This is a genomic window from Desulfosporosinus lacus DSM 15449, assembly GCF_900129935.1.
GTDB lineage: Bacteria > Bacillota > Desulfitobacteriia > Desulfitobacteriales > Desulfitobacteriaceae > Desulfosporosinus > Desulfosporosinus lacus.
Map to the genome: position 1 here is coordinate 1 of NZ_FQXJ01000024.1, position 23217 is coordinate 23217.

Here is a 23217-nt window from a genome sequence, read left to right on the forward strand (position 1 = left end):
CCAGCGTTTTCACCAACATGGCTCACTATTTTACTGGCGTTAGTGGATCAACTTTTTTCTGGCGAGTGGCTCACTATTTTCTTGACATTCGCACTCACACTGCCTCGCATTAAATTAATATTTATAATTCATGTAGTGACATCCCTTCTTCAGTACTGTAAACTAAATATTTTTCGAACCAAGGTGATCCAGTTGTTCCAATTATTAGCATGCTGCAATACCGATAATGCTAGCTTAATTGATAGTTTCCGAATATCCCAGTATGCTTACCTTTTACGTTGAGCACGACCTCACATAATCAACTGGGACCCCCATACGATTAGCCGTTTCTTCAATCGAAAGTCCAGTTTCGATAAATCTCTTAACAACAATATTCATGTTTTCCCCTACTTCAATAATGTGCTTATCCAAGTCATAGAAACGAACTACTCGTTGACCCCACGAATGTTCAAAGAGCGGATGAATATATTCGATACCTTTGATAATGTTTAACTTTGCAACAAAGTTGTCCATGTCATCTTCCTCAAAATACAACTCGCATGCATTGTTTCCGAAAACGATTTCTTCATCTTGCTTATGAATAAAGCCTTTCCAAGTATCAGCTGTCTGTAATGCAATACCGCCTGTCAAAGTAACATTTGCCCCAAAATCAGCAACAACCTCTAACCCTAAAACATCGTGATAAAACTGCTTTGCTTTCTCAATATTTCTTACTGCAATCAACGTGCAAGTATATTTCATTCCACTATCCCCCTGTGTAGATTAATAAAGAATTAAAATTTGGCTAATATTCGTTCCTGCATTAGCCTAACCAGTATATGGATAATATGAAGCGCATCCAGAATCTATTAACATGCCATTATGCTCATTACAGAAAGTTGAAAAATAGTTCTATTTGTAGTATCTGTCGAGGGTAAATAATAAAAAACTGATCGTTACGTAGCATTCTTACGATAATGCGTTTCTGCGCCTTTGAGTGAATGCTGACTAAGTTATAGAGCCTTACTCAAATAAATCATATCCACTAATTGAATACCGTTATCAAACATTGGGTAGTCATAATTGTCTATGAAAAAGTCCTTAACTCTATGCGAAATCCTAAAACCGTTTTTTTCGTAAAACCGTAATATCCATGGGCTGTCACCTGTTCCCACAATCATAGTCATGTACTTGGCTTTGTAATGTGAAAAAATGTGATGCAAAAGTTTGCTGCCATACCCATAACCATGCCATTTTTCATAAGTGGCTATGTTTTTAAGCTCACATACATCATCACTTTCCCGTGTAACTACGCACACGCTTTTCAAGTCGCTATCATATAAGGCAAAAAGATCCCCTCGATCTAAATATTTGTCTATCATGAATTCTTGTTCATCAGCTAACAAGAGTAAATCCAGGAACTGCATTTTGTTTTCGCAAATACTTTTTATCTCCAAAATGCACCATCCAATCTTTTGCCTTTAGTAATCGCATCATTCATTTATATACATAGGACTTTGTACTCCCAATACTGTGAAAAGCATATTGCTTTCACCATCTTGCGCTACCACGAGCTGTTTCCCGTAATATAAATAATTAGAAATTCCACTTTAATCGTTTACATTCCCATTATTAGCCTAACGGGAAGTTGCTTTCATATTCTCTAATTTCTCACTTGGGTAATGAAACTGTCACATCATCAAAAAATGAACAATCCCCTAACGCAATTACTCATCGTTTGTAATAAGTTTCTCCGTACAATATAAAATGAAGTTTTTAAGACTAGTATTCAAACTAATATTCTATTGTCTATATTATATAATCATTTGAATATAGCACATCCTCAAGTTTACTACTTGACTGATATAATGTTCTGGGATTTAGATTTATCTCCTTTAGGAATTCATCTACATATGGAGACATCTTCTCTTTATTTTTAATTAATTCAAGTAACTCTTTAATAAAAAGTATATATTTTTCATTTACAACTTCAATTGATAAATCGTTCATACGAGTAATATAACTTGTCGTTTTTTCATATTCATGTGATGTAATAACTTCTTGTATCATAGCATTCTCGTCAAATTCGTCGCACTTTCCAAGTAAATAATCCTTTACTATCATCCTTTGTTTCTCTGGTAAAATTAGTTCATATTGAAGAGTTTCTTTTGAATATCTACTATACCCCGTTGCTACACCAATCTCAGGAAACTTGTGATTACCTAGCATAACTCGGTAATCATTTATTAATGCAAAGATAAAATCATACAATACAAAATAGTCATCCTTTTCAAAATCATTCCTAATATTTCCAATTCCAAACGGTTTTACTTTTATACAAAAGTACACTTTCCCCTTTAACTGACCTAGAAATCCCTTTAATATTTTGTGTGACACACACATCTTTTGTCTAGCATAATTGGGAGTTTGAATTGATTTATGTTCCAACCAGAAAACTCTATTTTCAGAACCTAAATCAATAATCTTATTTTCAATACCATCACCATTAGCAGGAATTTCTTTACAAACAAAGATAATTTCATTCTTATATAGTTCATCAAATCTAATTATTGTATTATATTTATTCGAATTAATATCTGCTTCCACTGATAGGTAGTTTCCTAAAGAATACTGCACCATATTATCATAAAAAACGCTATAGAACTCTTCAACCCTATAATCGTAATATATTGCTAACTCAAAAATTTTAAATATTAAAGAACCAAAGCTTTCTTTACTAGTAATTAAATCGTTTATTAGTTTCTTACTTGTATTCATCACTGATCTTTCTACAATTTCAATCACTAACTGTTCTGATTCTTTCTTAACTCCCTTTCTATCAATTGTCAGCAGCTTCTCAGCATTTCCACTTAATATATTAACAGAAAAATCAAAATTCTTATATTGACTACTATGCGAAAGGCCAATCCTTTCTTTAATAATCTCATCTTTTACAAATTCATGTTTATAAAACAGTGATGCGTTAAAATTATTGTCATAAGCATCGAACATTATCGTTTTATTATCATCATAAAAATCTATAAAATTCAATGAACAAATTGTCAAGGTATCCTGATCAAAATATGTATAACGTAGTGTATTCCCCTCAATGACAAGCTTACCTTTTACGATTTTCAATAAATTCTCATCAAAAATAGTAGTATATAATCTTTCATCAACTACTTTTTTACCATCTTCTAGAATTATTTGCCAATCTACGTTTACATACTCTTTTAACTTCATTTCTCTACTGATACCAATAGGTCTACCCTCTGACTTATTATTGTATATACTATATATATGTTGTTGGATCAACTTAGTTTTGCTTTCGGTTTCATAAGCAAATCTTGAACAATATAAATCATCGTAATAAACCTTTTCATTACTAATTTTAACAAATATGCAACTGCCTCTTTCAAATGGTTTATTATAGTCTTCAATATCAATATATCCCTTTCCTGTGGTGGTACTTTCAAATCTAATTTTCTTAGCCTTTTCATTTTCAGTCTTAGTGATGATTTCAAATTCATCAGCAACCATAAAAATTGATTGTAGCCCTAAACCAAAAGCTCCAGCCGGTTTTAGCCACTCAGGAATTTCATTTAGAATCTCGTGATTTCTACTCTTGTTTCCTACTTTGGAAATACTTAGAATGTCTTCTAATGAAATCCCAGTCCCTTTATCTCTTAATTCAATCAGGACTTGTCCACACACATCTTTTATTTTTAATGATATGTCAAATTCCTCAATCAATCGTTCATAATAATTATTTTTGAATATACTTGTTACTTCACCAAGTTGTTGGTATTTCTTCCACAATTGGATAAGGGAAGCATCTACTGCATTTTGAATTATCTCGCGTAAAAATACAAACTTTGAGCGGTAAATATTTGCACCTACCAAAAGCTCAACAGCTCTATCTTGTGAAACTGAGAATTTCAAATTATTATACTGCATCCAACTTTTATTATTTTTAAAACTTATCTCTCTTTTGATCAAAGCAGGACAATTACCAAAATCATTTTGTACTAAACGACTCCAATTCAAAGCTCCAAATTTCAACAAATCATCTATCCACTCAACCCAACCCTGTAATATTCTATATACATCTTTAATCTCACATTCAGCAATAATCTCAACACCGCTTGTGTTAACTAAAAAATGGAGAATCGACTCATGTTTTGCTTTATGCAACTCTGATTCATTAGGTAATGGCGTTGTTGTTTCTAAATAGTACTCGTTAAATCTGTCTGTATCAAGATCTAGCAAGTCACCTAAACAAAGCATAAAGGCAATAAACCTGGGGTGACAATAATCATCAGATATTCCATTTGTTGAATGCGGCAATTCCAAAATGTGATTGTAATCCATTTGATGTAGTTCGCATATCTTTGCAATCAATCGAATAATTCTAATGCCTATGACCCTGTTAATCTGTAATTTACCGCAAAGATATTTTTCTAGTTTTTCTGAACTTCTGTAAGCATGATTATACCTAAAGTGAAATTCAACAATTTTTAACACATCCTCGTATATTTTTAGAGAATCTATATACTCCTTCTTCATTCCATTTTTAACAATATCAACTTCTAAAAGTCTCTTTGATGTTCGATATAGTGGATTATTTTCATCTTGCGAAAATCTAGTTAAATCATTAACATATTCTTCACTTCTGAAATATTCTTCAACCTCACTATATTGCAACACCATTCCTAAATCATGAGAATAAGACACTAGTAAAAGTAAATATATATCTGAAAAACATAAATCATTAATCCTATCACCTAATATCCTCTCTATCTGACTTAGTATCGTTTCAGAATGGCTTGAATCATGTAAACTAAAATGCGGAAAATATACTGATACATTATCTAATTGATTAGAAATATCCTTTTTTATAAATAGCCAGGTATTATAAATTTCTGTAGCCTTTTTGCTGTTCTTGCTTAATTCAAAAAATCGTACTTCAAGCTTCATTTTCACACCTCATTCTTCTCAATTTATTTCCAGAAAATCAAATTAATAATTAACAAAATAATAATTAATTTTAATCGAGTTTATTTTTTATAGATGATGCAATATCGGATCTCGTAATTTTATTGCCATCACCAATATTTACACTGTGATCATTGTAAACAATCACAATTATTTTATTAGTAATATCCTGCAATTCCTCTGGAGTCTTACTTGACACGTCTAAATCTAATTCATCCAGATTTCCGAATTCTTTTTCCAATAAGATCAAAATATCCAGTAATCTATTCTCTATCACTGAAAAGACATTCTGAATACATTGGGGACCGATCAGTACTTTTGCAGATGTAATCATCATGTATGGATCTTCATTATATGTTGCGATTGCAGGGAAGAAATCTGCGGGAATGACTTTTTTTAATTGACCACTGCCATCTACACTGCTTTTAGATAATTTCTTTAAAGCATCTACACCTTCACGAAACTGCACACTCAGAATCATTTTTTTTATATCATCTGGCATTTTTCCTAATGGTAGGGAAACATTAGTCCACTTCATATGTGATGCCATTGAACCTTTAAAATATGATCCTATGAGATTACCATGTTCAATTCTATAATCAGGAAGTATAACTTCGCTAGGATATCCTGTGATTTCATAGTTGATCCAATTTAGCAATTCACTATTTCCTAATTCGGAGAGCAAAACTTTTGCACGCTTCAAAGCGGTCATTGTGTCGACTTTGCTATTTGCTAAGTCCTGTATTATCTTACTCCTTGCCATTAAAATACTCCTTCTATTAACTCAACAATATTTGACCAGAACGTAAAAAGCAGAACAATTCCTGCCACGAAAGAAACCAAAAAGCTACAAATAACAGGATGTTTTTCATAGAATGATTTTTTCACATCTGGTGACGCACTGTCTAAATGATTCTCAATAATTCCAGCAATATTAGAGTTGCTAATTTTGTTTCCGTTACCAAGTTTCACACTTTTATCATTAACGGTACCAATATATATTGTTCCTCTCTGCGCCCTTTTTTCTTCTTCGTATTCCGCAAGCTGCTTATCATATGTCCTTGCAGAGTTATTAACAACAACATGATATGGCTTGTTATCAGCCCACATAGGAATCCTGATATATTCTGATTGACACAACTCCTTAATAAGGTTGCGTAGCTCTTCATCTTCTTTAGAAGATGATTTTTCAAAGCGTTCACATAACAACTGTGTAGGATTCTCAGCTTTTACAATTTCATCAAGCAATTTTTTTGAGTTCATGGGAAGTTTATTGAATTCCATTATCGCCCCTCCGTTGTGGAATCTTCACTCTTTTTTCAGCAGTCATTATTTCGTATCCAGTGACCATCCTATATTTAATCGGGATAAACACAAGTATGAATTGCGCATTATTGCTATAATTCGGCCTCTACCGAGATATGCATTATTAGCCTAATGTGTATATTGATAATGGGAAGTACAGTCATTACCGATTATGTAGTACTTAAAATATTTCATCTGTCAAGAATCAGCTTATCTTTTGTTGCTTCATCTACTGAATCAACCGGCAGTGCCATACATACTTCATGAAGTCACCACACCATTCCTAAAATTGTCAAGCAACTCTTTTAAGGCACACGCATTGGCGTATTCTCGCTTGAAGGCGCTCATTCTATATCCATCCAAATTGGGGAAATACGGTAGATGTACCTTTTTGGCTAAGTCTGCATGTTGATCTTGGTGCGAAAATACAAAATCCTCAAATTCTTCTTTTTCTTGTTTGGTTTCAAAAACTAATACACATTCCAAAAAGCGATCATGAGAATGCCGAGCCTCGTCTCCGTCATCTTCGTAGTAATAACAATGAACGATATATTCAAGAGTACCCTTTATAAAGTATTTGTAGTAAATATCATAGTCCATAGAGCTCCGGTTAAATCGTATCCCTTCTGTTTTCGGAGTTGACGTAAAATATCGTCCCCCATCCAACGCAGCACCTCCAAGCGAAGCGATAACCGTTTGATGGAAGCGGATGATTATGTCGTACCAATGTGGACGTCGGTCTGTTTGGTTGAATAGATAATATACATAACCATCTCTATCCTCACCAGCCGAGCTGTGCTCAATCGTGTATTCTGGGTAATATTTGTAATACTCAATTGACGAAGTTTCCGAGTGAGCATTCAGCCAATTCTTGCGAATAGTTAGATAATACAAGACACGATCTATAGGGCTGGCATCTAAACGAAAATGCTTTCTCCAAAGGTACTCAACGTGGTTTCTATCCGCAGAGGCAGTTTTAGGCGTATTACTATCCATCATTCGGATGTAAATGTTGTTAGCATATACGCCTTGATAGCTCTCTGCTAAATAAAATGGGGTATTATAATCGTTTTTTACAACCAAGACGTCAATAGTTTGACCTTGCAGGAAAATGGTTTGGACATAAACAGTTGGACGAATACCGCCAGCAAATTTTTTATCGCGCAAGAAATCAACTATCTTTTGCGTATTTTTCCTGTGTTTGTCCTTAGCAGTATCAACCACCATGTAATCATTTTCCTCATCAATACCAATAATGATATAGGCATCTCGGCTTTCAAGGTTGTTGCCCATGCAGATGATATCGTGGAGCAAATCAGGAAGGGTATGATGCCACTCTCGTTTAAAATCCCAATAACTTCCTTCCTGTTTCAAAGCAATTAAATCAATTATTTCTTGCTCGAACTCAAATGATTCCATAGGTCACACCTCACTGAATGGTAGTCTTGTAGCTTTTTGGATGGATGATCTAATCTGGCACGCATTCACCACAAAGCCACTAAGGATCATCTTATTGATAACAATATTGCGGAAGAATTGGAGACTCCAAAGCTTCCCAAAGGATACCAAAATGCCTAAGTAACTTCTCGCTCTTTGCGAATTAGATAAGCCCAATCATCCCTCTTTATAATTCGATTTGTTCCATCCCGTCGTAAATAGTATTTTTCTTTTTTTCCATCACGTAAGGCAATAGGCTTATCATTTGCCTCCTCAACTTTAATCTCCAAAACTATTTTGCTTTCGTCAGTCGATATCATATAAGTGAAAGGTATATAATTCACTTTTACATGCCCAAGCATTCGATCAGATATTGCATTCTCTACTCGTAGTCGCAAGTCATCCCATTTCTCCTGTAAACCGAGAATTTCTCCCTCGTCTGTTATGCCAACGAATACTGACCCACCCTCTGCATTTGCAAAGGCGCAAACAGTAGATAAGATTTTATCTGTATATTCCTGTTTAAAATCAATATACTGATTTTCTCCTCTAAGCATCAATATTCCATCTATACTTGTTTGCTCGTCTTTCTCTATAGTAATTCCTTCAGTCGGGGCATAAAATGAGGGCTTATCAGATATATATCGTTTGTCGACTGATTCATTTCCAATCGAAAGAAGAACACTTAGCTCCATGGGTAAAGCTTCCAGTGGAATTTCAACTTCATTGGTCTCAGAAACTGGTCGAACATTTGTTAATCCAGGACGCTTGCCAAAGAGCTTTAATTCACAACTTGACAATTCATTGCCTTCTAATGATATTCTCAAACCAAGTTTGGTTACAATTATTCTTTTGAATCTAGCTCGTTGATCATCTATGATAACATGAATCTGTTTACGAGATTGATTCATTTCTTGGAGGAATGTGTCAAACAGAAAATATGCTTCTGCGTCCTGAAGTGTTGGAAAGTATGGCACTCCGTTACTATTCAATGGCTGGGACGCTTCAAATTCGGGCGAATTATCTATATCAATTGTTGATGTGTAAAGATCATAAGGGTATTTTCGCTTTGGTAGGGAAAACCATTGTCCACTAAAAACCCTATAGGTATCAAACTCAATTCCTGATGCCTTGACTTCCCAAAAAACAGATGTAAAGCCCTCGATTTCAAAAGACTGGCCTTTTTGCATGTGATCAAATAAATCAACCACTTGCTCTCCCGACCAGCATGTTTTTATGAATACGAATTTTCCGTAGTCAAATACAGCTTTTGAAAATCTTATTATCTCATTGTCTCGCTGGCAGGATGTGATTGATAGTCTCAAAAGACGTATGCTACCTGTATCTTTGAATAATTCGATACGAACGTCGAATGCTGGTATGTTCCCAACTCGATCTCTTATAATCTCAGTGGTAACTCTCATAGCTCCTCCAATTAATATTATTCTGTATGCCTGTACATCCAAGGATAAATAATCCCTATTTTTCACTAAGTCTGTAACTATGTTTAAGGAAACTAACACAATATGGCTAATATTAAGCTGATAGAAAACAGTTTTACTTCCCATTGTGCTCATAATCACAACGATAAATTGGAAGTTGTTAAGATAATCCTTGTTAGATAAATTTTAATATATCATTTTGCATATCCATAAGTTCATCTAGTAAAACTGGAATTGTTCCTATTCCTAGGAATCCGTATATTTCCTTTGCTTTGTCATATAAAGTTGTATCTGCTGTTACAAAATATGTACATTTTGAAGCAAAAGAAAGATGATCATCTTCGTATATCCATGAAATAAATACATGATAATGCAATTCTGCATACATTGATTCTAAGCCCTGTTGATTAGAAATCTTGCATGCTGCATCCAAAAGAGAAAACAATTCACATGGCAGAATTCGGCATATATCGCACTTCATTTTATCTGCATCAAGCTTCACTTCATTTTCTTCAAATAGTTCTAACAAATCTTTTAAAATAGAACAAAATCTATTCTTATATTCACAATCGCATTGGACTAAAACCTTATTATAAAATGCCTTTATAAGCCAGTAATAACTTTTCAATTCCAATAGAGTTGCATATCTGTTATTGGTCTCAGGTTCTGATTGTGTTAATTCATTCTGTAATATACCAATATGTTGCAACAATAACCCACAATAATCACATCGTTCGAAATTATCCATCCTATACCTTTCCAGCTCTTACTAATATCTTTTTATATCTTTTTCCTTCGCTGTCCTCAACAAATGCAAATACTTTAGTTGAAGTATTAATCTTTTTATTTTCGATTACTTCTCTCATTCCCTCTATGTGGAAATATTGAGAAGTTGTTTCACCCAGTTTTAGTATCACCTGGCTTTCAAAGATCGTATTCTTGTTGATGTATACTATTTTCCCAATCAAAAACCTATCGTTTTCACATTTATATCACGATTTCCCACATTTGTTGCTGTTATATGCAGCCCGACTCCGTCCTCCGAAACACAGCTTCCACACACAACAAGTATTTTTTCTTATATGGTAAACGAGCTGTGTGTACTGAGACTATAACTGCCAAAATACTTACAAATAAAGTGAGTGCCGAAAGCAATAGTGAAACGAATCCATTATTAAGATTACACCATTCTATAAATTCCAAATATCTGCATCCTTATTCCTTCATATATACTTGGCTTTCCAGATTTACATAAGTACAATAAATTCCTGTTTATGCGCCTATTATATGAATACCCAAAACCTAGATTTATCGTAAATAACTTCGCATTATTAGCCTAACTGAATATGTATAAGAGGAAGCTACCCTTGCGTTGTAACATGCATGTGCCACATCAAAAATGAAATAATTCCTCCAAAACTCCATTAAACAAGCATTAATCGCTGTTCACTTCTAATAATTATTAATTATCTATTTTGAATTTAAGTGTAAGTGTCATATAACATTTATTTATTCTAAGTTCCGAGAACTGCCTGTTAGCTGAATTTTACGATCCCACAAAGCTCCCATAACGAAGTCTAGAGCAAATGTCATCTCATTCTTCTCCTATTCAACATCCAAATAATCAAAGTGGCCGAGCCGCAGCAGATTTTCCTTGGCGTGTTCAGCATTTTCGCGAACCTGAGGGTCTTCAGCATTCAAGCCAGCCTTTAAAATAGGCGTTGCATCGTTGGCAGAAATGTACATCTGGGGGCTTTGGTCCATGGCAATTGTGATTTTCGCAAAACATTCGACAACTAAAGCAAGGTGATCCGGAAGCAGTTTGTTTAAAGCTCTTACCCGTAGGGAATGCCTTACATCCTTCCCACGCTCAAGATCAAGAATTTTCGAGTAAGATTGCAAACGCCAGTTAGGGTCAAGGCATTCAGCTTCCAACCAAAAGGTAAATTCCTGAAGCTCCAGCGGCTCAGCTACTTCGACGCGCCAATCGAAAAAGGCGATAACGCGATCGGTCAAAACTTTATCCAAATGTCTGCCGCTATTTCTCAGTGAGCGACCAACATGATCGAAGAGCTGAGCCCAACGTTTCCGGTCGTCGTTGGTCTTGTTATAAAAGCGCTCCAGAAGGCTTCCATCACATGATAAAGGGTAAACATCCCAAAGGTAGTAGGTGAAAAGATGTTGGCCTAACCTGTCGACAAACTCCTTACTGTTGTCTTTTTCTGCCGTTAGAGCATTCAGGTTCTCTATCGCGTATTCAAACTCACCCAACAGGATTTCAAATGTAAGCTTGACCGGTTGGTTGAAGCGAATATAGCTGCCAAACGCATCCCGCCAAACAACTTTATTTCCCTGCGGGAAAAAGCTCTCTCGATGTTCAATTGCCCAATCCCTATTGAGGGCACAGAGGTTTCCGAAGTGCAACCCCAATAGCGCATGTTCAGGTCGGGACAACGGGATTTCAGCATCGTTTGCTATACGCTTCGCGAGGATGTCAGTCACTTCTGGCAAATTATCTACTGGTAAATGACGGTGAACCCAAAAACCGAAATTGACAAGTGATTCGAGTGCCCGACTGCGGGTGTTGTTGATAGCCTCGGTGATTGGGTCATCTTGGTTGAGCAGCACAGGGCAGTCATGGTCAAGTCGCCAGTCAAACTGACTGCACGCCTGTCGAAGAAGATCGGCAAGGCCGTCCCTTGTTGTAACAGGCGCATTCGTATCCTTGTTTACGCAGGCGTCGATAAAATCAACCACGGCCCTGCGTGAGCTGCTCCAGTCTGGATGGTCACGTGATTCGTCTCGCGGCTCGGGTTGACCTTCCACTCGCGCCGAGTCTGGATGCGACAATACCCAAGCACAGAACTCTATCCATTGGTCCAGGTTGTCAAAATTCTTCTCCTTGATGAATTCAAGCATGGCCTTGAGTATTGCGGTGACATAGATCGGTCGTTCAATCCTGTCACGGTTCGTCATCCAGAAAGCCATAAGTTCTACATCTTGCACAATCTTCTCTTTGAATAGGGACTGAAAGACTCGAGCAAGCGCGGAGATATTGATTTCAATTAGCCAATTGTCCTTGTCATGATGCTCCTCGTCCCAGTCGTTCAGATAGGTCAGAAGCTCCTCATCAGTAAGGTTTTCGAGATCTTCAGCTGACTTAGGACTCCGGTAGTTGACAAAGCCACTGGTTACCTTGCCGTTGGGTGAATAGCTGTCATCGGTAACAGCTTCAAGCTGGGCTTCGCCTTCCAGCTCATAGAAATAACGCCGAACGTCTCCGCTTAGCAGTGCTGCAAATGGGCGTAGCTGCCTGCGATGGAAATAGCGCTGGCGTTGTTGAAAAGCCTCATCGCAGTAACGCTCACCCATCCATTCACGGAAATCCTCTTTCGAAGGCCCGTTGAGAATGGCATCGAAAATACCCTTTCGTTCGTCCTCACTGAGCAATCGGGGGCCGAAGTGTTCGCTGGCCTTGCGGATCATCAATTGGAATTCGTAGTGGTGCTCCCATTTTGAAAAATCATCATGCCCGAGGATCTCTTCCCGTATCCACTGGAGGGTCTGGTCACTCTGATGTGATGCATAAAGGTGCTGACGCAGACGCTTAAACACCTCCCAGCGATGATTTCGTAATGCCTGATCCAGGGCGTCAATGGATTCCGGAGCTTTGTCATAGACCTGTTCACAGGCATAGGTCAGTGTCTGCACCAGGGTTTCCTTCACATCCTGATAGTCACGATCCGGTTTATCTAACCTCCGACACCAGATTTCCGAATAGTCCTGGCCTCTCCCTTTGTCAAAATCTTCCGGATCCATTCCCAGCCGGATCATGCTTGCCACCGCGTCAATCAAGATGCGGGCAACTTGATATGGCTCATGCTCGGCCAAGGGGCGAACACCTTTTTCAAGGATTTGTTGATATTCCCATTGATCGAAACGCGGGATCGGTTCTAGCGAAGTGTTCCAAGCTTCCGGATTTTCTTTACGTCGGGACCGCTTTTCCTGTTCACGAGGATCTCTACGGAACTCAACAATCTTGAGTAATAAGGCAGGTGCAACTTCGGAAAGCTGTGAATCAAAAATAAATGACTTCTTCAGCAAACTAATGATGAGTTCATGACCCCATTGGTAGTTTCCAATAAAGGATGTAATAAATCGAGAAAATATTAAGACCGCCTCAGCCGAGTCAGCTTTTAACACAATCTTCAAGATTCCTTCCAAAACTCGAAAATTATCCGTATTCGGAATCCTTGAAATTTGATCCATTACCTCAGCAGGCGCAGCGTCAAAAATGCGTATCAGATACTCGATGGGAGGCCACGATGGAACAACATAATGTCCTTCTATGGTCTGCTCTACGTCGGGCGGATTGAGAAAAAATCCTCTTTCCGAAAGATGGTTTAACCAAACAGCAACGTTAGCATTTTGGAAAAAGAAATCGTAATTAGATCCTCTGTTCTCCAACAGTTGCATGACCCGCTCAACTTCAATTGGAGTCACCTGGCTCCCGCGTGCTAGTATGGCCTTCATTTCCGTCAGATCTTCGGTTGTAATGGGTTTAGTAAGATCAACGTCACCTGGTAATCTTTCTTCTCCTGACAATTCCGGTTGAAACGCCTCGATGTACTTTCCTAGATCAGGGAAATACAAGATAAAGCGCCTGCTCGCGCAGGCTTGCCTAAAGTCATCATCAAAACCGATGACGGCAATGTTTGCATGGTGCTGCTTATGATACTGGTCTAGTGCGCTGATAATAAATGCGTCTGGAAATTCTTTCAGTTTACTTTTTGAGAAAGGAGGGCGGATTTCAAAATACCAGTCTACAACATCTTCAAGATTGCCAGCAATAGGTAGCTTCTCAACGACAAAATGCTCTTTGAAGGAAGACCATTGGCGTTTCATCTCTTCTATGCATTTCTTTTCCAGCTCTTTTTGTGACGGGAGATCAACAAGGGCCAAGTTGTTGACAGGGTATGACTTATGAGCGTTTGTGACGGCTTTAGCGGCCTTTTCAGCCTCTCCTTCAAAATGACGAAATAACTCGCGCTCCATAATCACCGGAATAAGCAGGCGTAGACCGCCTTTGGCAAATGTCCCCGTTAAGACGGTAAATGCCTTTGTGTCAAAACGGAGCCCTTGTCTTTTGAAGAACTCAGTGTCGATATAAAGACAGGTCGGAATATGTCTCATAAAATGCCTCGCCTCATCTCTATCGCTGTTATTATATCGCGAGAGGTCTTGCAGTATGGCAAGAATATTATCATTGTAAAACGTCCTCCTTAGTAGCCTACGCCGTTTTTTTATGTGGGCAAATACCACTCTAGGTGCACCAGCTAGTCTGGTATTACTTATAACGTTCAGGGGTTAGCGATGTCGGGCTTGTCCCACGATGACTACTCCCGATGTTGCTAACCCCTTGTTATCTGACCTAAAAGACAATCTAATCATCTCATAAGATGCCCACGAAGTAAGGGGAATCTTGTCTAATTAGATAAAAAGCACTTCTACCGAGACGGCGAAGGCTTTACTACAATCATGATTTACATTTTATTACTTTTCTTTAAGCATAAACCATGTATCTTCTTGATTCTGCACAGAAGATTAACAATGTATAAAATTATCTTCACAGATCATTATTGATAATTTCAATTCTTTATATATATTCATTCCCCTCGAGCAATACTTAAGGACGGTCGCCGGTTGAGAATTCGAAAATCATATTACCTAAATATGGATAATAGGAACCAGGCAATTACCGAGTACCCTACGCTTAATCAGAAAAATTCGACTTGTTTTACAGAGATCATGGCCATTGGGTGTAATTCTCAAAAGAATAAATGTACCGTATATCAGTAAGTTGTTTTCCCATAATTTCGCAAATACATTCATCTTTATTACATTGCAACTTATTTTTTTCGTAGAAATGTCTTGCTCTTAGATTTTCCTTAAGTACCCATAAGTAAATGTTTTTATAGCCAGATTGTTTTAAATCAAATAAAGCAATTTCTAACAGCTTATTACCACATCCTTTACCGAAATATTCAGGCAAAAGATAAATAGAAACAATTTCGCCCCAATCTGGCAGAGATTTATCTCTAGATTTTCCATAAGTAACACAGCCAATAGTTCTGTCGTTTTCAAAAAAAATCTGAGTTGTTAATACATCATCTTTTATCCAATTTTCAAAAGCTGATATCCAAAAATCTTCTTTAAGATCATCCAAGTAAGCTTGTGGAATAATTCCCTTATAAGCCGACTTCCAGCTTAACGCGTGAATACGGCTGATATGTTTGACATCGTGAAGCGTTGCTTTTCTGATTTCCATATTCACACCTCCATAACATAACTAAATTATGTATGATCTTTAATACACATTTTCGAATGCGTCACAGTTCCCATTTTTTGTTCCTTAACCTAGTTTATCGGAACTTATCATTATTAGCCTAACGGGCATAGTATGCGCAGTGCTTCGACGGTAAGCAGTTTATATAAGTTTCCAAACAGGTGAGTTTTGTTTACTGTTGCTTTTTTTGCTATTCCCCGCAGGGAGGTTTGCCAGCATATTTCCGATCCGACATATCCGGTGCGGGTTTCCTTTACAGGCTGCATACTCTTGTTAACCCTTCCCCATGTAGCCGGTTATCCCGACCTCAGAGTACTGTGAGTTAATCCGACTCCCTGCTGGTCTTCAGTCTTCCTTTTTTCGATTGGTAAGTCTTACCGGTCTTGTCGGAACCAACTGGGTCTCCCAAATTCCTGATCTCTTTCACTATACATGCCATGTTCTCTGACCCCGACAGGCCTCCGGAGTCTCACCTTTAATGATTCCTTTATATTGACTTCCGTGACGTTAAACACGTGGTTACCTGCACTTTGTCCGTTTGCGAACACACGTTAACGAGGCTGAATGTGCTTCAGGAGTTATGGTCCTCCTTATGGCCTATATGGTTCTCTGTGTACACTTCATTGCTGTTACCAGTTTCGGCGCAACACTCGATATGTGTGGCTGGTTTAGGCCTTGCCCAACAAGGACTTTTACCTTGTAAGAAATACCAAGCTTTCTTAGCGTACTAACATACCGAGTGTTACTGAAATCTGGTTATTACTTTCATATTTTCTCATATTTAGTCTGTTATACGATGCCCATTTTTTCCTAAGCAATAATGCGTAAAATATTATCTACTTTCTCTCTAATCCGATGGTCATCCCTTAGTCTGTCAAGTCTACCAGAGGTTTCAATATCAATAATAAGCTCTTTAACAGCAGGAGAAGAAACCTTTTGTTTCATCAGGTTTAATAATTCTTTGAACTTTTTTTGGCACAAGGTAAATTGTAGAAGACTACTAATTCTCTCATCATCAAAAGACAATATGGCAAGAAGTGCTTGGTCAGGGTCAAATTTTCCTAATAATTCTATATAAACTACTTCAGCATTCCAAGCAACTCCATTTCCATTTGTTAAAAATACTTCAACTAGACCTAATACATAATAATGATTTATCTGCTTAGGGATTTTAACTTGTCCGACAAGTCTTTTAAGTTCACGTGCAAATGGAGGTTCATTATAAAAATTATTATGACCCCAATGGACAGCGGTTAAGTTTTCAACTGCGGCTTGGATTTCCACAGCCCGTAAATCGTCTGGAATATAGGATGCACCCGATACCAAGTCAAGAAACTGTCGTGCTAATGTTTTTTCATCCTGATCATTATTTGCAACGAATTTACCATATTTTATTCCAAACTGTTGTCGGGTTTTTTCATCTACCCTACCCCAAAGGAATGGAAGAAGATTATGAATGTTTTGGCGGGTTTGAGAATCTGTAGTTGTTCGAGTATATATGCCGTAGAATCCAGATGCTAAATTATTCACTTGATCCTGTGTTAGATTCATAAAAAAAGCAGCAATTTCCTTTGCCTGCGGATCTGATATTGAGGAAGTCTTAATATTACTGAGTAATCGTTTGATTTCAACTACAATATTAGATAACGGCAGAGAAATAACTTCTCTGATACATGTCTCTAACCAAGATACCAATTGAAGACCTGTAATTTCATTCTGGTTAGGGTGAGCAGCACTTGCCCAGTTTCTCATATATCTAATAAAGTCCAAGTGTTTGAAGCCTAACTCTGAAATTAATTCTATTTCCCTGGCACCATGAATAAGCTCGTTATCATCAATTTTAACTAGGTCATTTTCATTATCGAGTTTCTTTCGTTTTTCGGGATTGCTAACAGCATTATCATAAAAGTAAGACAAATCGTATTGAGCGACTCTACGTCTTAAATCAGAGATAGTTTCGTCCCATAGGTAGTTTAACGCTGCATCAAACAGACCACTAGCAACTGCAGCAATAAACTTAGATATATAAACCGATGTACTCCTTCGTTCCATCTCGACTTGGTCGACTACAATGCCGATATTATTAAAAACCGCTACTCTTTGTGAAATTGGAACTAATATTGATTGCGATGGTAATCCGTGCTTTTGTAATAGACCCATTAGTGAAGCCTCAAAGTTACTAATTTGGGGTAAATTTGTTTGTCTAACCGCGATATCTAATGGTTCAATAATCTCTACTTGCTCTTCTTTTTTTGACACACTAACCAATCCTCCTAAATATTGTTTCTTATTCTTCCATATTACAGCACATTGACCCCAGATTAAAAATGGGTTAGTACAACGTCCCGCGCGTTACCGAAGTCTGGTTATTACATTCATAATACAAAATTTTGGTAATAAGCTATTAAGCGACGTATCGTGTCCCGTTATTCACAGTGCGCCCGGATGGCGCACCCCCGAATCCTTTTAGAATTGCTTTAAATATCCATAATTACACTTTTCACAAACTATAAGCAGCTCATCAGTTTCATCATTCTCTGCAATGAATAAATCTCTGCTGCCACATTTTCTACACTGTTCACCAGATAATACATCAAAATAATTTAATAATAAATGCTCTATCGAAGTAATGATTGAAGTGCAAAGTGTTAAACATACTCGTGCCTCATGTATTGTCCTAGTTGAAGAGTGTGTAATATTATTTGCCAAATCCCATGCTCCATAAGCTAAATCCTTTATACTCTTTCTAAATTCTTTATTCCTCGACCCAGGCAACAATGTATTGATTGTTAATTCAATTCGATTCTTAAAATCAGCTTTTTTAAAATCCTCTAAATTCTTTACTATAATGTCCGAATTTGAAAAGCTATCAATTAACCTCAATAATGTCTCTCGGCACATAACCCCTACTGCTTGAATTTCCTCAACTTCGACGGCCTCATTCAGCTTTTCAGCAGTTAACTTAAGTTTTCTTCTAATATCAGCTGCTATTCCCACTTCTCTCGAGATGAAATCTACAACATGTTCTGGCCTTGTTTCCTCGCTGTACATCAATCTCATCATCAAGCCAAAATGAAAAGAAAATACTTCATCAGTTGTAAAATAATAAGGCTGGTCTTGAGAATATAGATTCATTGGTAATCCTCCACCAGTCGCAACCCACCAAGCCCCTTCTTTATCTGTCCTTACATTCCAAATCGTTACTTCATGTCCCATATCGCTTATTGTTGTCTCTGGCTTTGAACTAACTACTTTGCATTCCAATTGAGTTCCAATATATTCATCAACTTGTTCTTTTAAAATTTCGCTCATAATAATCTCCCTCACAACCATAATACAACCCAATAAACCGTCTCGCGCCAAGGATGGCGCGATCGATCTAACACGATATGTTGCCTAACGATGTATTACCGAAGCGTATCGCAGAACCCTCCAATTCCATAGGTAGTATTCGACACATGTCGGTCATACTCTCTATCCGAGAACTGGTTGTTACCAATAACAATAAAAGGTTGTAGCTCGGGTAATACTACAGTCGATATTTCAGCAAAATAACAAGTATTCCTTTATTTATAATAAGATTATGCATCAGAATGCTCGACCTCTTAATATGGAAGGAGGAATTACATGTAAATCAAATTCGCAAACAACTGCTTTAGTGTACCAGGCCGAAGGTTTACGCTCTCTAAGGTCTTTTTTAATACACCTCAACTTCAAAGTATAGACATTCGCGTCCTTACCCGGGTTTCTTATAATTAGCCTAACGGTCATGAATAACAGGAACTGCATCGACGATCAGCTTGTACCTTTCTAAGCATCCTTGGGCTGTGTTTAGAAAAGCCAAGGCCGGAATTGAAATGCATCTATGACTGAGTTTCAACGGAATGGCTGTCCCTGACGCAGTGATTATTACTCCAGTAAAGACGTAAGACAAGAAGAAACTGGATGAACTATTGTCAAAGATACTGACGCTCTTCAAGTAATTCTAGTAGATTACCACCCTGAGCAGAGATGTTGAAAGTGAGAACGTTGACCTTTGTAGCATTACAAAATCGTCTAATACTTCCTGATAGCCACACTCATCTTTAGAAAAGACGGTCTCAGTATAGGGCCCTAGTGGGATTCTATTAATTATTCAAATACATCCTCTCTCAAAATATCTTAGGCATGTCGTCTAACGTTTAAAAATTTGCGCCGTGCCAATTCCTCTTTCATATTAGCTAAGTGGCGCTAAATTCTCTGTTAAAGTGATGCGTGCCAACCTCCAAAGTTTTACTTTCATTCTTTTACTCTTTGATCTTTCCGAAAAGAGTGGCTTTTTCATATTGTAAAATGGCTTTCGAGTTTAATTTCTTTCAACTAGAAATTCTATCACTTTCCTAAATATTCCTGCCGGATATTACTATTATCAGAAAATAATAGTCAGAACGACAAAACCGTATTAGGGCACAGTAAAAAAATTTAGTTCGTAATAAGGAAAATCAACTCGCTAAATTATAACAATAAGCTCCCCATAACTGTCATGTTATGGAAAGCTTATTGTTAGGAGAAGACGATTTCATTTTGTTTGCAGCTAAGGGGAGCTTAAAAATTAGCACACAGAGTTTTCTTAACTCTCAACTGAGAAATCAGCTTATTCTCTAATAAAATTGGTGAAGATGTTTTCTTCCTTCACCGGGAGCTGTATACCGGCCTTCCTGCCAGCCTCCTTGCACTTTAGAAACCATGCCATATTCCTTGCCAGCACGCGCATGGTCTGCAATCCTTCCAAGTCTTTTTTAACATCTTCCGGTGTGGCACCGTGAACCATGTTCCAATAGCGTGAAGCAATTATCGGCATCTCCGAAATGGTGAAATACTTATTGAGTTGGTCAAAAGTGGCAGTTGTCCCTGCTCTTCTGGCGGAAACAACGGCTGCTGCCGGTTTTAAATAAAAAGACTGTCTGCCTGAAAGCAAGTCTGCATAAAATACCCGATCCATGAAAGAAGTGATTGCACCGCTTGCGGCCGCGTAATGCACAGGAGAACCAAAAATAAATCCATCGGCATCTTTGGCGAGATCAAGGAAGTCGTTGACACGGTCCGAAAATGAGCAGCGTCCGGTTTGGGCGCAAGTTTTGCAAGCAATACAACCTGCTAAGGGTTTGGTTCCGATCTGGAAGATCTCTGTTTCAATACCTTCTGTATTAAGTGTCTTTGCCACTTCTTCAAGGGCAGTATAAGTACAACCCTTGGCGTGAGGGCTGCCGTTCACTAATAAAACATTCATTCACACTTACCTCCGTTAGTTTTTGGTAGATTAAGACTTTTTGAAGTCCTAGGGATTTTTCCCGTTAGTTACCCGCTCTTTTGGCGTATTCTGAACCTGACGGATAACGATCTCCCGAAATCTTGATTTTTGAGAGTGCCTCGTTTAAAGCGCGCAACTCCTCCGGGCTCAGTTCAATGTCCGCTGCGCCTAGATTTTCTTCTAAACGCTCCAGCTTCCTAGTGCCGGGAATGGGAATGATCCACGGCTTTTGGCTCAGCACCCATGCTAGAGCAATCTGAGCTGAGGTTGCGTTTTTGCCTGCCGCGACCTCCTTGATAAGATTGACCAAACCCCAGTTTGCATCGAGATTCTCCGGAGTAAAGCGGGGAACGATACTGCGGAAGTCCGAACTATCGAAGGTCGAATTCTTATCAAATCTTCCCGTCAGAAATCCCTTGCCCAGGGGGCTGAAAGGAACGAAGCCAATTCCAAGTTCCTCCAGCGTCGGCAGCAGTTCCTCTTCAGGACTCCTCCACATCATCGAGTATTCACTTTGAATTGCCGTGAGCGGCTGAACCGCGTGTGCCCGGCGAATTGTTTCCACTCCTGCTTCTGAAAGCCCCCAATACTTGACCTTTCCTTCTTTGATTAGGTCTTGTACTACGACCGCCACTTCCTCAATCGGTACATTGGGGTCTCCACGATGCTGATAGTATAGATCAATAGCTTCGACTTTAAGGCGTTTGAGCGAGCCTTCAACGGATCGCCTAATTGTCTCTGACTTGCTGTCCAGTACCTGCTTGCTATTCACCTCTTTAATCCCGAATTTGGTAGCGATGACCACCTTTCCCTTGACTGAGGCAAGGGCTTCTCCCACTAAATCCTCATTGACATATGGCCCATAAACTTCGGCAGTGTCCAAGAAAGTAACACCCCGGTCAAGAGCTGCATGGATCAGCGAGATCATCTCTTTCTTGTCTGATGCCGGGCCATAACCATGACTCATTCCCATGCAACCAAGCCCGATTGCCGAAACTTCCAGGCCGCTTTTTCCTAATTTACGCTTTTGCAAGTTCTTTTCCTCCTTTATTTTAGGTACTCAATATCGCTTCTAACTATTTCCCATTCCACTATCATCATGGGTAAGTCAGCATGTTTATATTTCACAAAGTTTTATTATCAATATCCATTTTCAACAATGGAAACCACAGTTGTTAAGAAGACAAAGCTTGATATGGCGGCTATTTCCCTTTTAGTTAGCTTAAAACTATAACCGTATAAGTCCTCAGGATTGGCATTTTCAACGAAGCTCTGTACTTTATCTATTTTTTCAAAAGAATTTACGAGCAATGACACTATTATTTGTGATACTCCTGTTATATTTATCTGGAACTTCCTTTTTTTACTCCCTATATTAGAACGCATACCTTCTCTGAGATTCTTTACGACTTCGGTTCCCGTTTCCCTCAACTCTATAACTACATACATAACTACTTTTAAATAATCGGGAACAGGAACACCTATAAATTTTAACGGAGAAAAAAGTCTATCCAGAAGCCCAATCACTGTTTCAATAGAAGTAGTCTGGAAGTAAAGCATACTAACATACCAAACTACAGACAATCTGAATAGTCTTAGCGAGACTTCATAGTATCCCTGGTAAACTCCAAATAAGGAGTTGTCAGTCATTAAATATAAAATGCCGCTAAGCAAAAGTCCAAAAAAATAAGGCAGTAAAACAATTAGGCAATATGAAGCAGCACTAACCATCAAGGTTCGTAAGTTAACTCTTAAAACAAAGGTTAGGCCCAATAAAAAAACGAACAGAATAACATAATTCAGCTGCTTTTCTATAAAGAACGGCAAACAGGCCAGCGCTGCAGTCAAAACGAACTTAATCAGACCGTCCAGGTTCTCTAAATTGTTGGTCTTTTGTTTTGTAATCATCAGCGAATACCCCTTTTACAGCCACTTCATTTATGGCAATCTCAGCAATGCTTCCTGTAATTAAACCTGTGATAATGGACGAAACAATTAGAACCGGAAGATAATACATAACAACTGCTTGACCCAAAAAAAAGCCTGCTGCCAGGATCTGTGCGGTGCTATGTACTATAGCACCGGCGATGCTAATCCCTTTAACACTAAATAGTCTCGACAGCTTCTTAAAAAGAAACCACATTACAATTGCACTCAAGATACCGCCTGCTAAACTCAGGACTAGCATTACGACACCCCTCGTCAGGATAGCCACTACAAAGCTTCGGACAATTACGATAAAGAGGACATCCTTCAGTCCCAGAAAAACAATGGCTATCATAGTGATGATATTCCCCAATCCCAGCTTTACTCCAGGCACCGGGATGGGAATTGGAATAAACGATTCCAGGAATGAAATTATTATCGCATTAGTGACCAAAATTATAATCACAGCGTATTTTCTGTTTTTAGCCATTAATAAT

17 protein-coding genes and 1 pseudogene are annotated in these 23217 nt (G+C 38.0%); 1 reads left to right on the forward strand and 17 read right to left on the reverse strand.

All coding sequences use genetic code 11. The features are described 5' to 3' along the window. Nucleotides 1–273: 273 nt before the first annotated feature. The 13 genes from BUB11_RS22475 to BUB11_RS22535 all read right to left on the reverse strand — a co-directional run bounded on the left by BUB11_RS22475 (nt 274) and on the right by BUB11_RS22535 (nt 18816). Nucleotides 274–741: a VOC family protein gene (locus tag BUB11_RS22475; RefSeq protein ID WP_073032435.1), complete on the reverse strand. Its 468-nt coding sequence runs from the start codon at nt 739–741 to the stop codon at nt 274–276. Nucleotides 742–992: 251 nt separating this feature from the next. Then, nucleotides 993–1436 carry a GNAT family N-acetyltransferase gene (locus BUB11_RS22480; RefSeq protein ID WP_073032437.1) on the reverse strand — a complete coding sequence of 148 codons (444 nt, stop codon included), beginning with the start codon at nt 1434–1436 and terminating at the stop codon, nt 993–995. Between the two features lie 352 nt (nt 1437–1788). Next, nucleotides 1789–4956: an HD domain-containing protein gene (locus BUB11_RS22485; RefSeq protein WP_073032439.1), complete on the reverse strand. Its 3168-nt coding sequence runs from the start codon at nt 4954–4956 to the stop codon at nt 1789–1791. 70 nt (nt 4957–5026) lie between these two features. Further along, nucleotides 5027–5737 carry an AbiTii domain-containing protein gene (locus BUB11_RS22490; RefSeq protein ID WP_073032440.1) on the reverse strand — a complete coding sequence of 237 codons (711 nt, stop codon included), beginning with the start codon at nt 5735–5737 and terminating at the stop codon, nt 5027–5029. After that, entirely contained in the window at nt 5737–6258 is a 522-nt protein-coding gene (locus BUB11_RS26680) for a hypothetical protein (protein ID WP_084110462.1), read from the reverse strand. Before BUB11_RS26680 ends, BUB11_RS22490 begins: the two co-directional genes overlap by 1 nt. A gap of 282 nt (nt 6259–6540) precedes the next feature. After that, nucleotides 6541–7698, reverse strand: coding sequence for an AlbA family DNA-binding domain-containing protein (locus tag BUB11_RS22500; RefSeq protein ID WP_073032442.1), 1158 nt, complete (start codon nt 7696–7698; stop codon nt 6541–6543). Between the two features lie 155 nt (nt 7699–7853). Continuing rightward, nucleotides 7854–9284, reverse strand: a complete 1431-nt coding sequence (locus BUB11_RS22505; protein WP_159436966.1) for an AlbA family DNA-binding domain-containing protein — start codon at nt 9282–9284, stop codon at nt 7854–7856. Between the two features lie 49 nt (nt 9285–9333). Beyond that, the gene (locus BUB11_RS22510; RefSeq protein WP_073032446.1) at nt 9334–9906 is read right to left on the reverse strand and encodes a hypothetical protein; all 573 of its coding nucleotides are present in this window, start codon (nt 9904–9906) and stop codon (nt 9334–9336) included. Nucleotide 9907: 1 nt separating this feature from the next. Continuing rightward, complete coding sequence (locus tag BUB11_RS22515; protein WP_073032447.1) at nt 9908–10126, reverse strand: hypothetical protein; 219 nt, start codon at nt 10124–10126, stop codon at nt 9908–9910. 637 nt (nt 10127–10763) lie between these two features. Beyond that, nucleotides 10764–14351, reverse strand: coding sequence for a PIN domain-containing protein (locus tag BUB11_RS22520; protein WP_073032449.1), 3588 nt, complete (start codon nt 14349–14351; stop codon nt 10764–10766). 613 nt (nt 14352–14964) lie between these two features. After that, entirely contained in the window at nt 14965–15486 is a 522-nt protein-coding gene (locus BUB11_RS22525; RefSeq protein ID WP_073032451.1) for a GNAT family N-acetyltransferase, read from the reverse strand. Between the two features lie 828 nt (nt 15487–16314). Next, entirely contained in the window at nt 16315–17763 is a 1449-nt protein-coding gene (locus BUB11_RS22530) for a hypothetical protein (RefSeq protein WP_200797974.1), read from the reverse strand. Nucleotides 17764–17970: 207 nt separating this feature from the next. Continuing rightward, the gene (locus tag BUB11_RS22535; RefSeq protein ID WP_242947677.1) at nt 17971–18816 is read right to left on the reverse strand and encodes a hypothetical protein; all 846 of its coding nucleotides are present in this window, start codon (nt 18814–18816) and stop codon (nt 17971–17973) included. Between the two features lie 473 nt (nt 18817–19289). Here BUB11_RS22535 and BUB11_RS27250 point away from each other — a divergent pair. Continuing rightward, nucleotides 19290–19430 (forward strand): annotated as a pseudogene (locus tag BUB11_RS27250) (IS4 family transposase); the annotation flags it as partial. Nucleotides 19431–20137: 707 nt separating this feature from the next. Here the strand turns inward: BUB11_RS27250 and BUB11_RS22540 are convergent. The 4 genes from BUB11_RS22540 to BUB11_RS22555 form a co-directional block, all read right to left on the reverse strand. Then, the gene (locus tag BUB11_RS22540) at nt 20138–20773 is read right to left on the reverse strand and encodes a flavodoxin family protein (protein WP_073032452.1); all 636 of its coding nucleotides are present in this window, start codon (nt 20771–20773) and stop codon (nt 20138–20140) included. A gap of 64 nt (nt 20774–20837) precedes the next feature. Next, on the reverse strand, nt 20838–21827 hold the full coding sequence (locus BUB11_RS22545; protein ID WP_073032454.1) for an aldo/keto reductase: 990 nt from the start codon (nt 21825–21827) through the stop codon (nt 20838–20840). 107 nt (nt 21828–21934) lie between these two features. Then, nucleotides 21935–22702: a CbiQ family ECF transporter T component gene (locus tag BUB11_RS22550; RefSeq protein WP_073032456.1), complete on the reverse strand. Its 768-nt coding sequence runs from the start codon at nt 22700–22702 to the stop codon at nt 21935–21937. Next, nucleotides 22650–23210 (reverse strand): Gx transporter family protein, encoded by a 561-nt coding sequence (locus tag BUB11_RS22555; protein WP_073032507.1) that lies wholly within the window; start codon nt 23208–23210, stop codon nt 22650–22652. The genes BUB11_RS22550 and BUB11_RS22555 overlap by 53 nt, the downstream gene beginning before the upstream one ends. Nucleotides 23211–23217 lie beyond the last annotated feature (7 nt).

Coding starts and splice junctions, on each gene's coding strand:
- BUB11_RS22475 (WP_073032435.1), bottom strand. CDS start 741: ATGAAATATACTTGCACGTTGATTGCAGTAAGAAATATTGAGAAAGCA.
- BUB11_RS22485 (WP_073032439.1), bottom strand. CDS start 4,956: ATGAAGCTTGAAGTACGATTTTTTGAATTAAGCAAGAACAGCAAAAAG.
- BUB11_RS22490 (WP_073032440.1), bottom strand. CDS start 5,737: ATGGCAAGGAGTAAGATAATACAGGACTTAGCAAATAGCAAAGTCGAC.
- BUB11_RS26680 (WP_084110462.1), bottom strand. CDS start 6,258: ATGGAATTCAATAAACTTCCCATGAACTCAAAAAAATTGCTTGATGAA.
- BUB11_RS22500 (WP_073032442.1), bottom strand. CDS start 7,698: ATGGAATCATTTGAGTTCGAGCAAGAAATAATTGATTTAATTGCTTTG.
- BUB11_RS22505 (WP_159436966.1), bottom strand. CDS start 9,284: ATGGGAAGTAAAACTGTTTTCTATCAGCTTAATATTAGCCATATTGTG.
- BUB11_RS22510 (WP_073032446.1), bottom strand. CDS start 9,906: ATGGATAATTTCGAACGATGTGATTATTGTGGGTTATTGTTGCAACAT.
- BUB11_RS22520 (WP_073032449.1), bottom strand. CDS start 14,351: ATGAGACATATTCCGACCTGTCTTTATATCGACACTGAGTTCTTCAAA.
- BUB11_RS22525 (WP_073032451.1), bottom strand. CDS start 15,486: ATGGAAATCAGAAAAGCAACGCTTCACGATGTCAAACATATCAGCCGT.
- BUB11_RS22535 (WP_242947677.1), bottom strand. CDS start 18,816: ATGAGCGAAATTTTAAAAGAACAAGTTGATGAATATATTGGAACTCAA.
- BUB11_RS22540 (WP_073032452.1), bottom strand. CDS start 20,773: ATGAATGTTTTATTAGTGAACGGCAGCCCTCACGCCAAGGGTTGTACT.
- BUB11_RS22550 (WP_073032456.1), bottom strand. CDS start 22,702: ATGATTACAAAACAAAAGACCAACAATTTAGAGAACCTGGACGGTCTG.
- BUB11_RS22555 (WP_073032507.1), bottom strand. CDS start 23,210: ATGGCTAAAAACAGAAAATACGCTGTGATTATAATTTTGGTCACTAAT.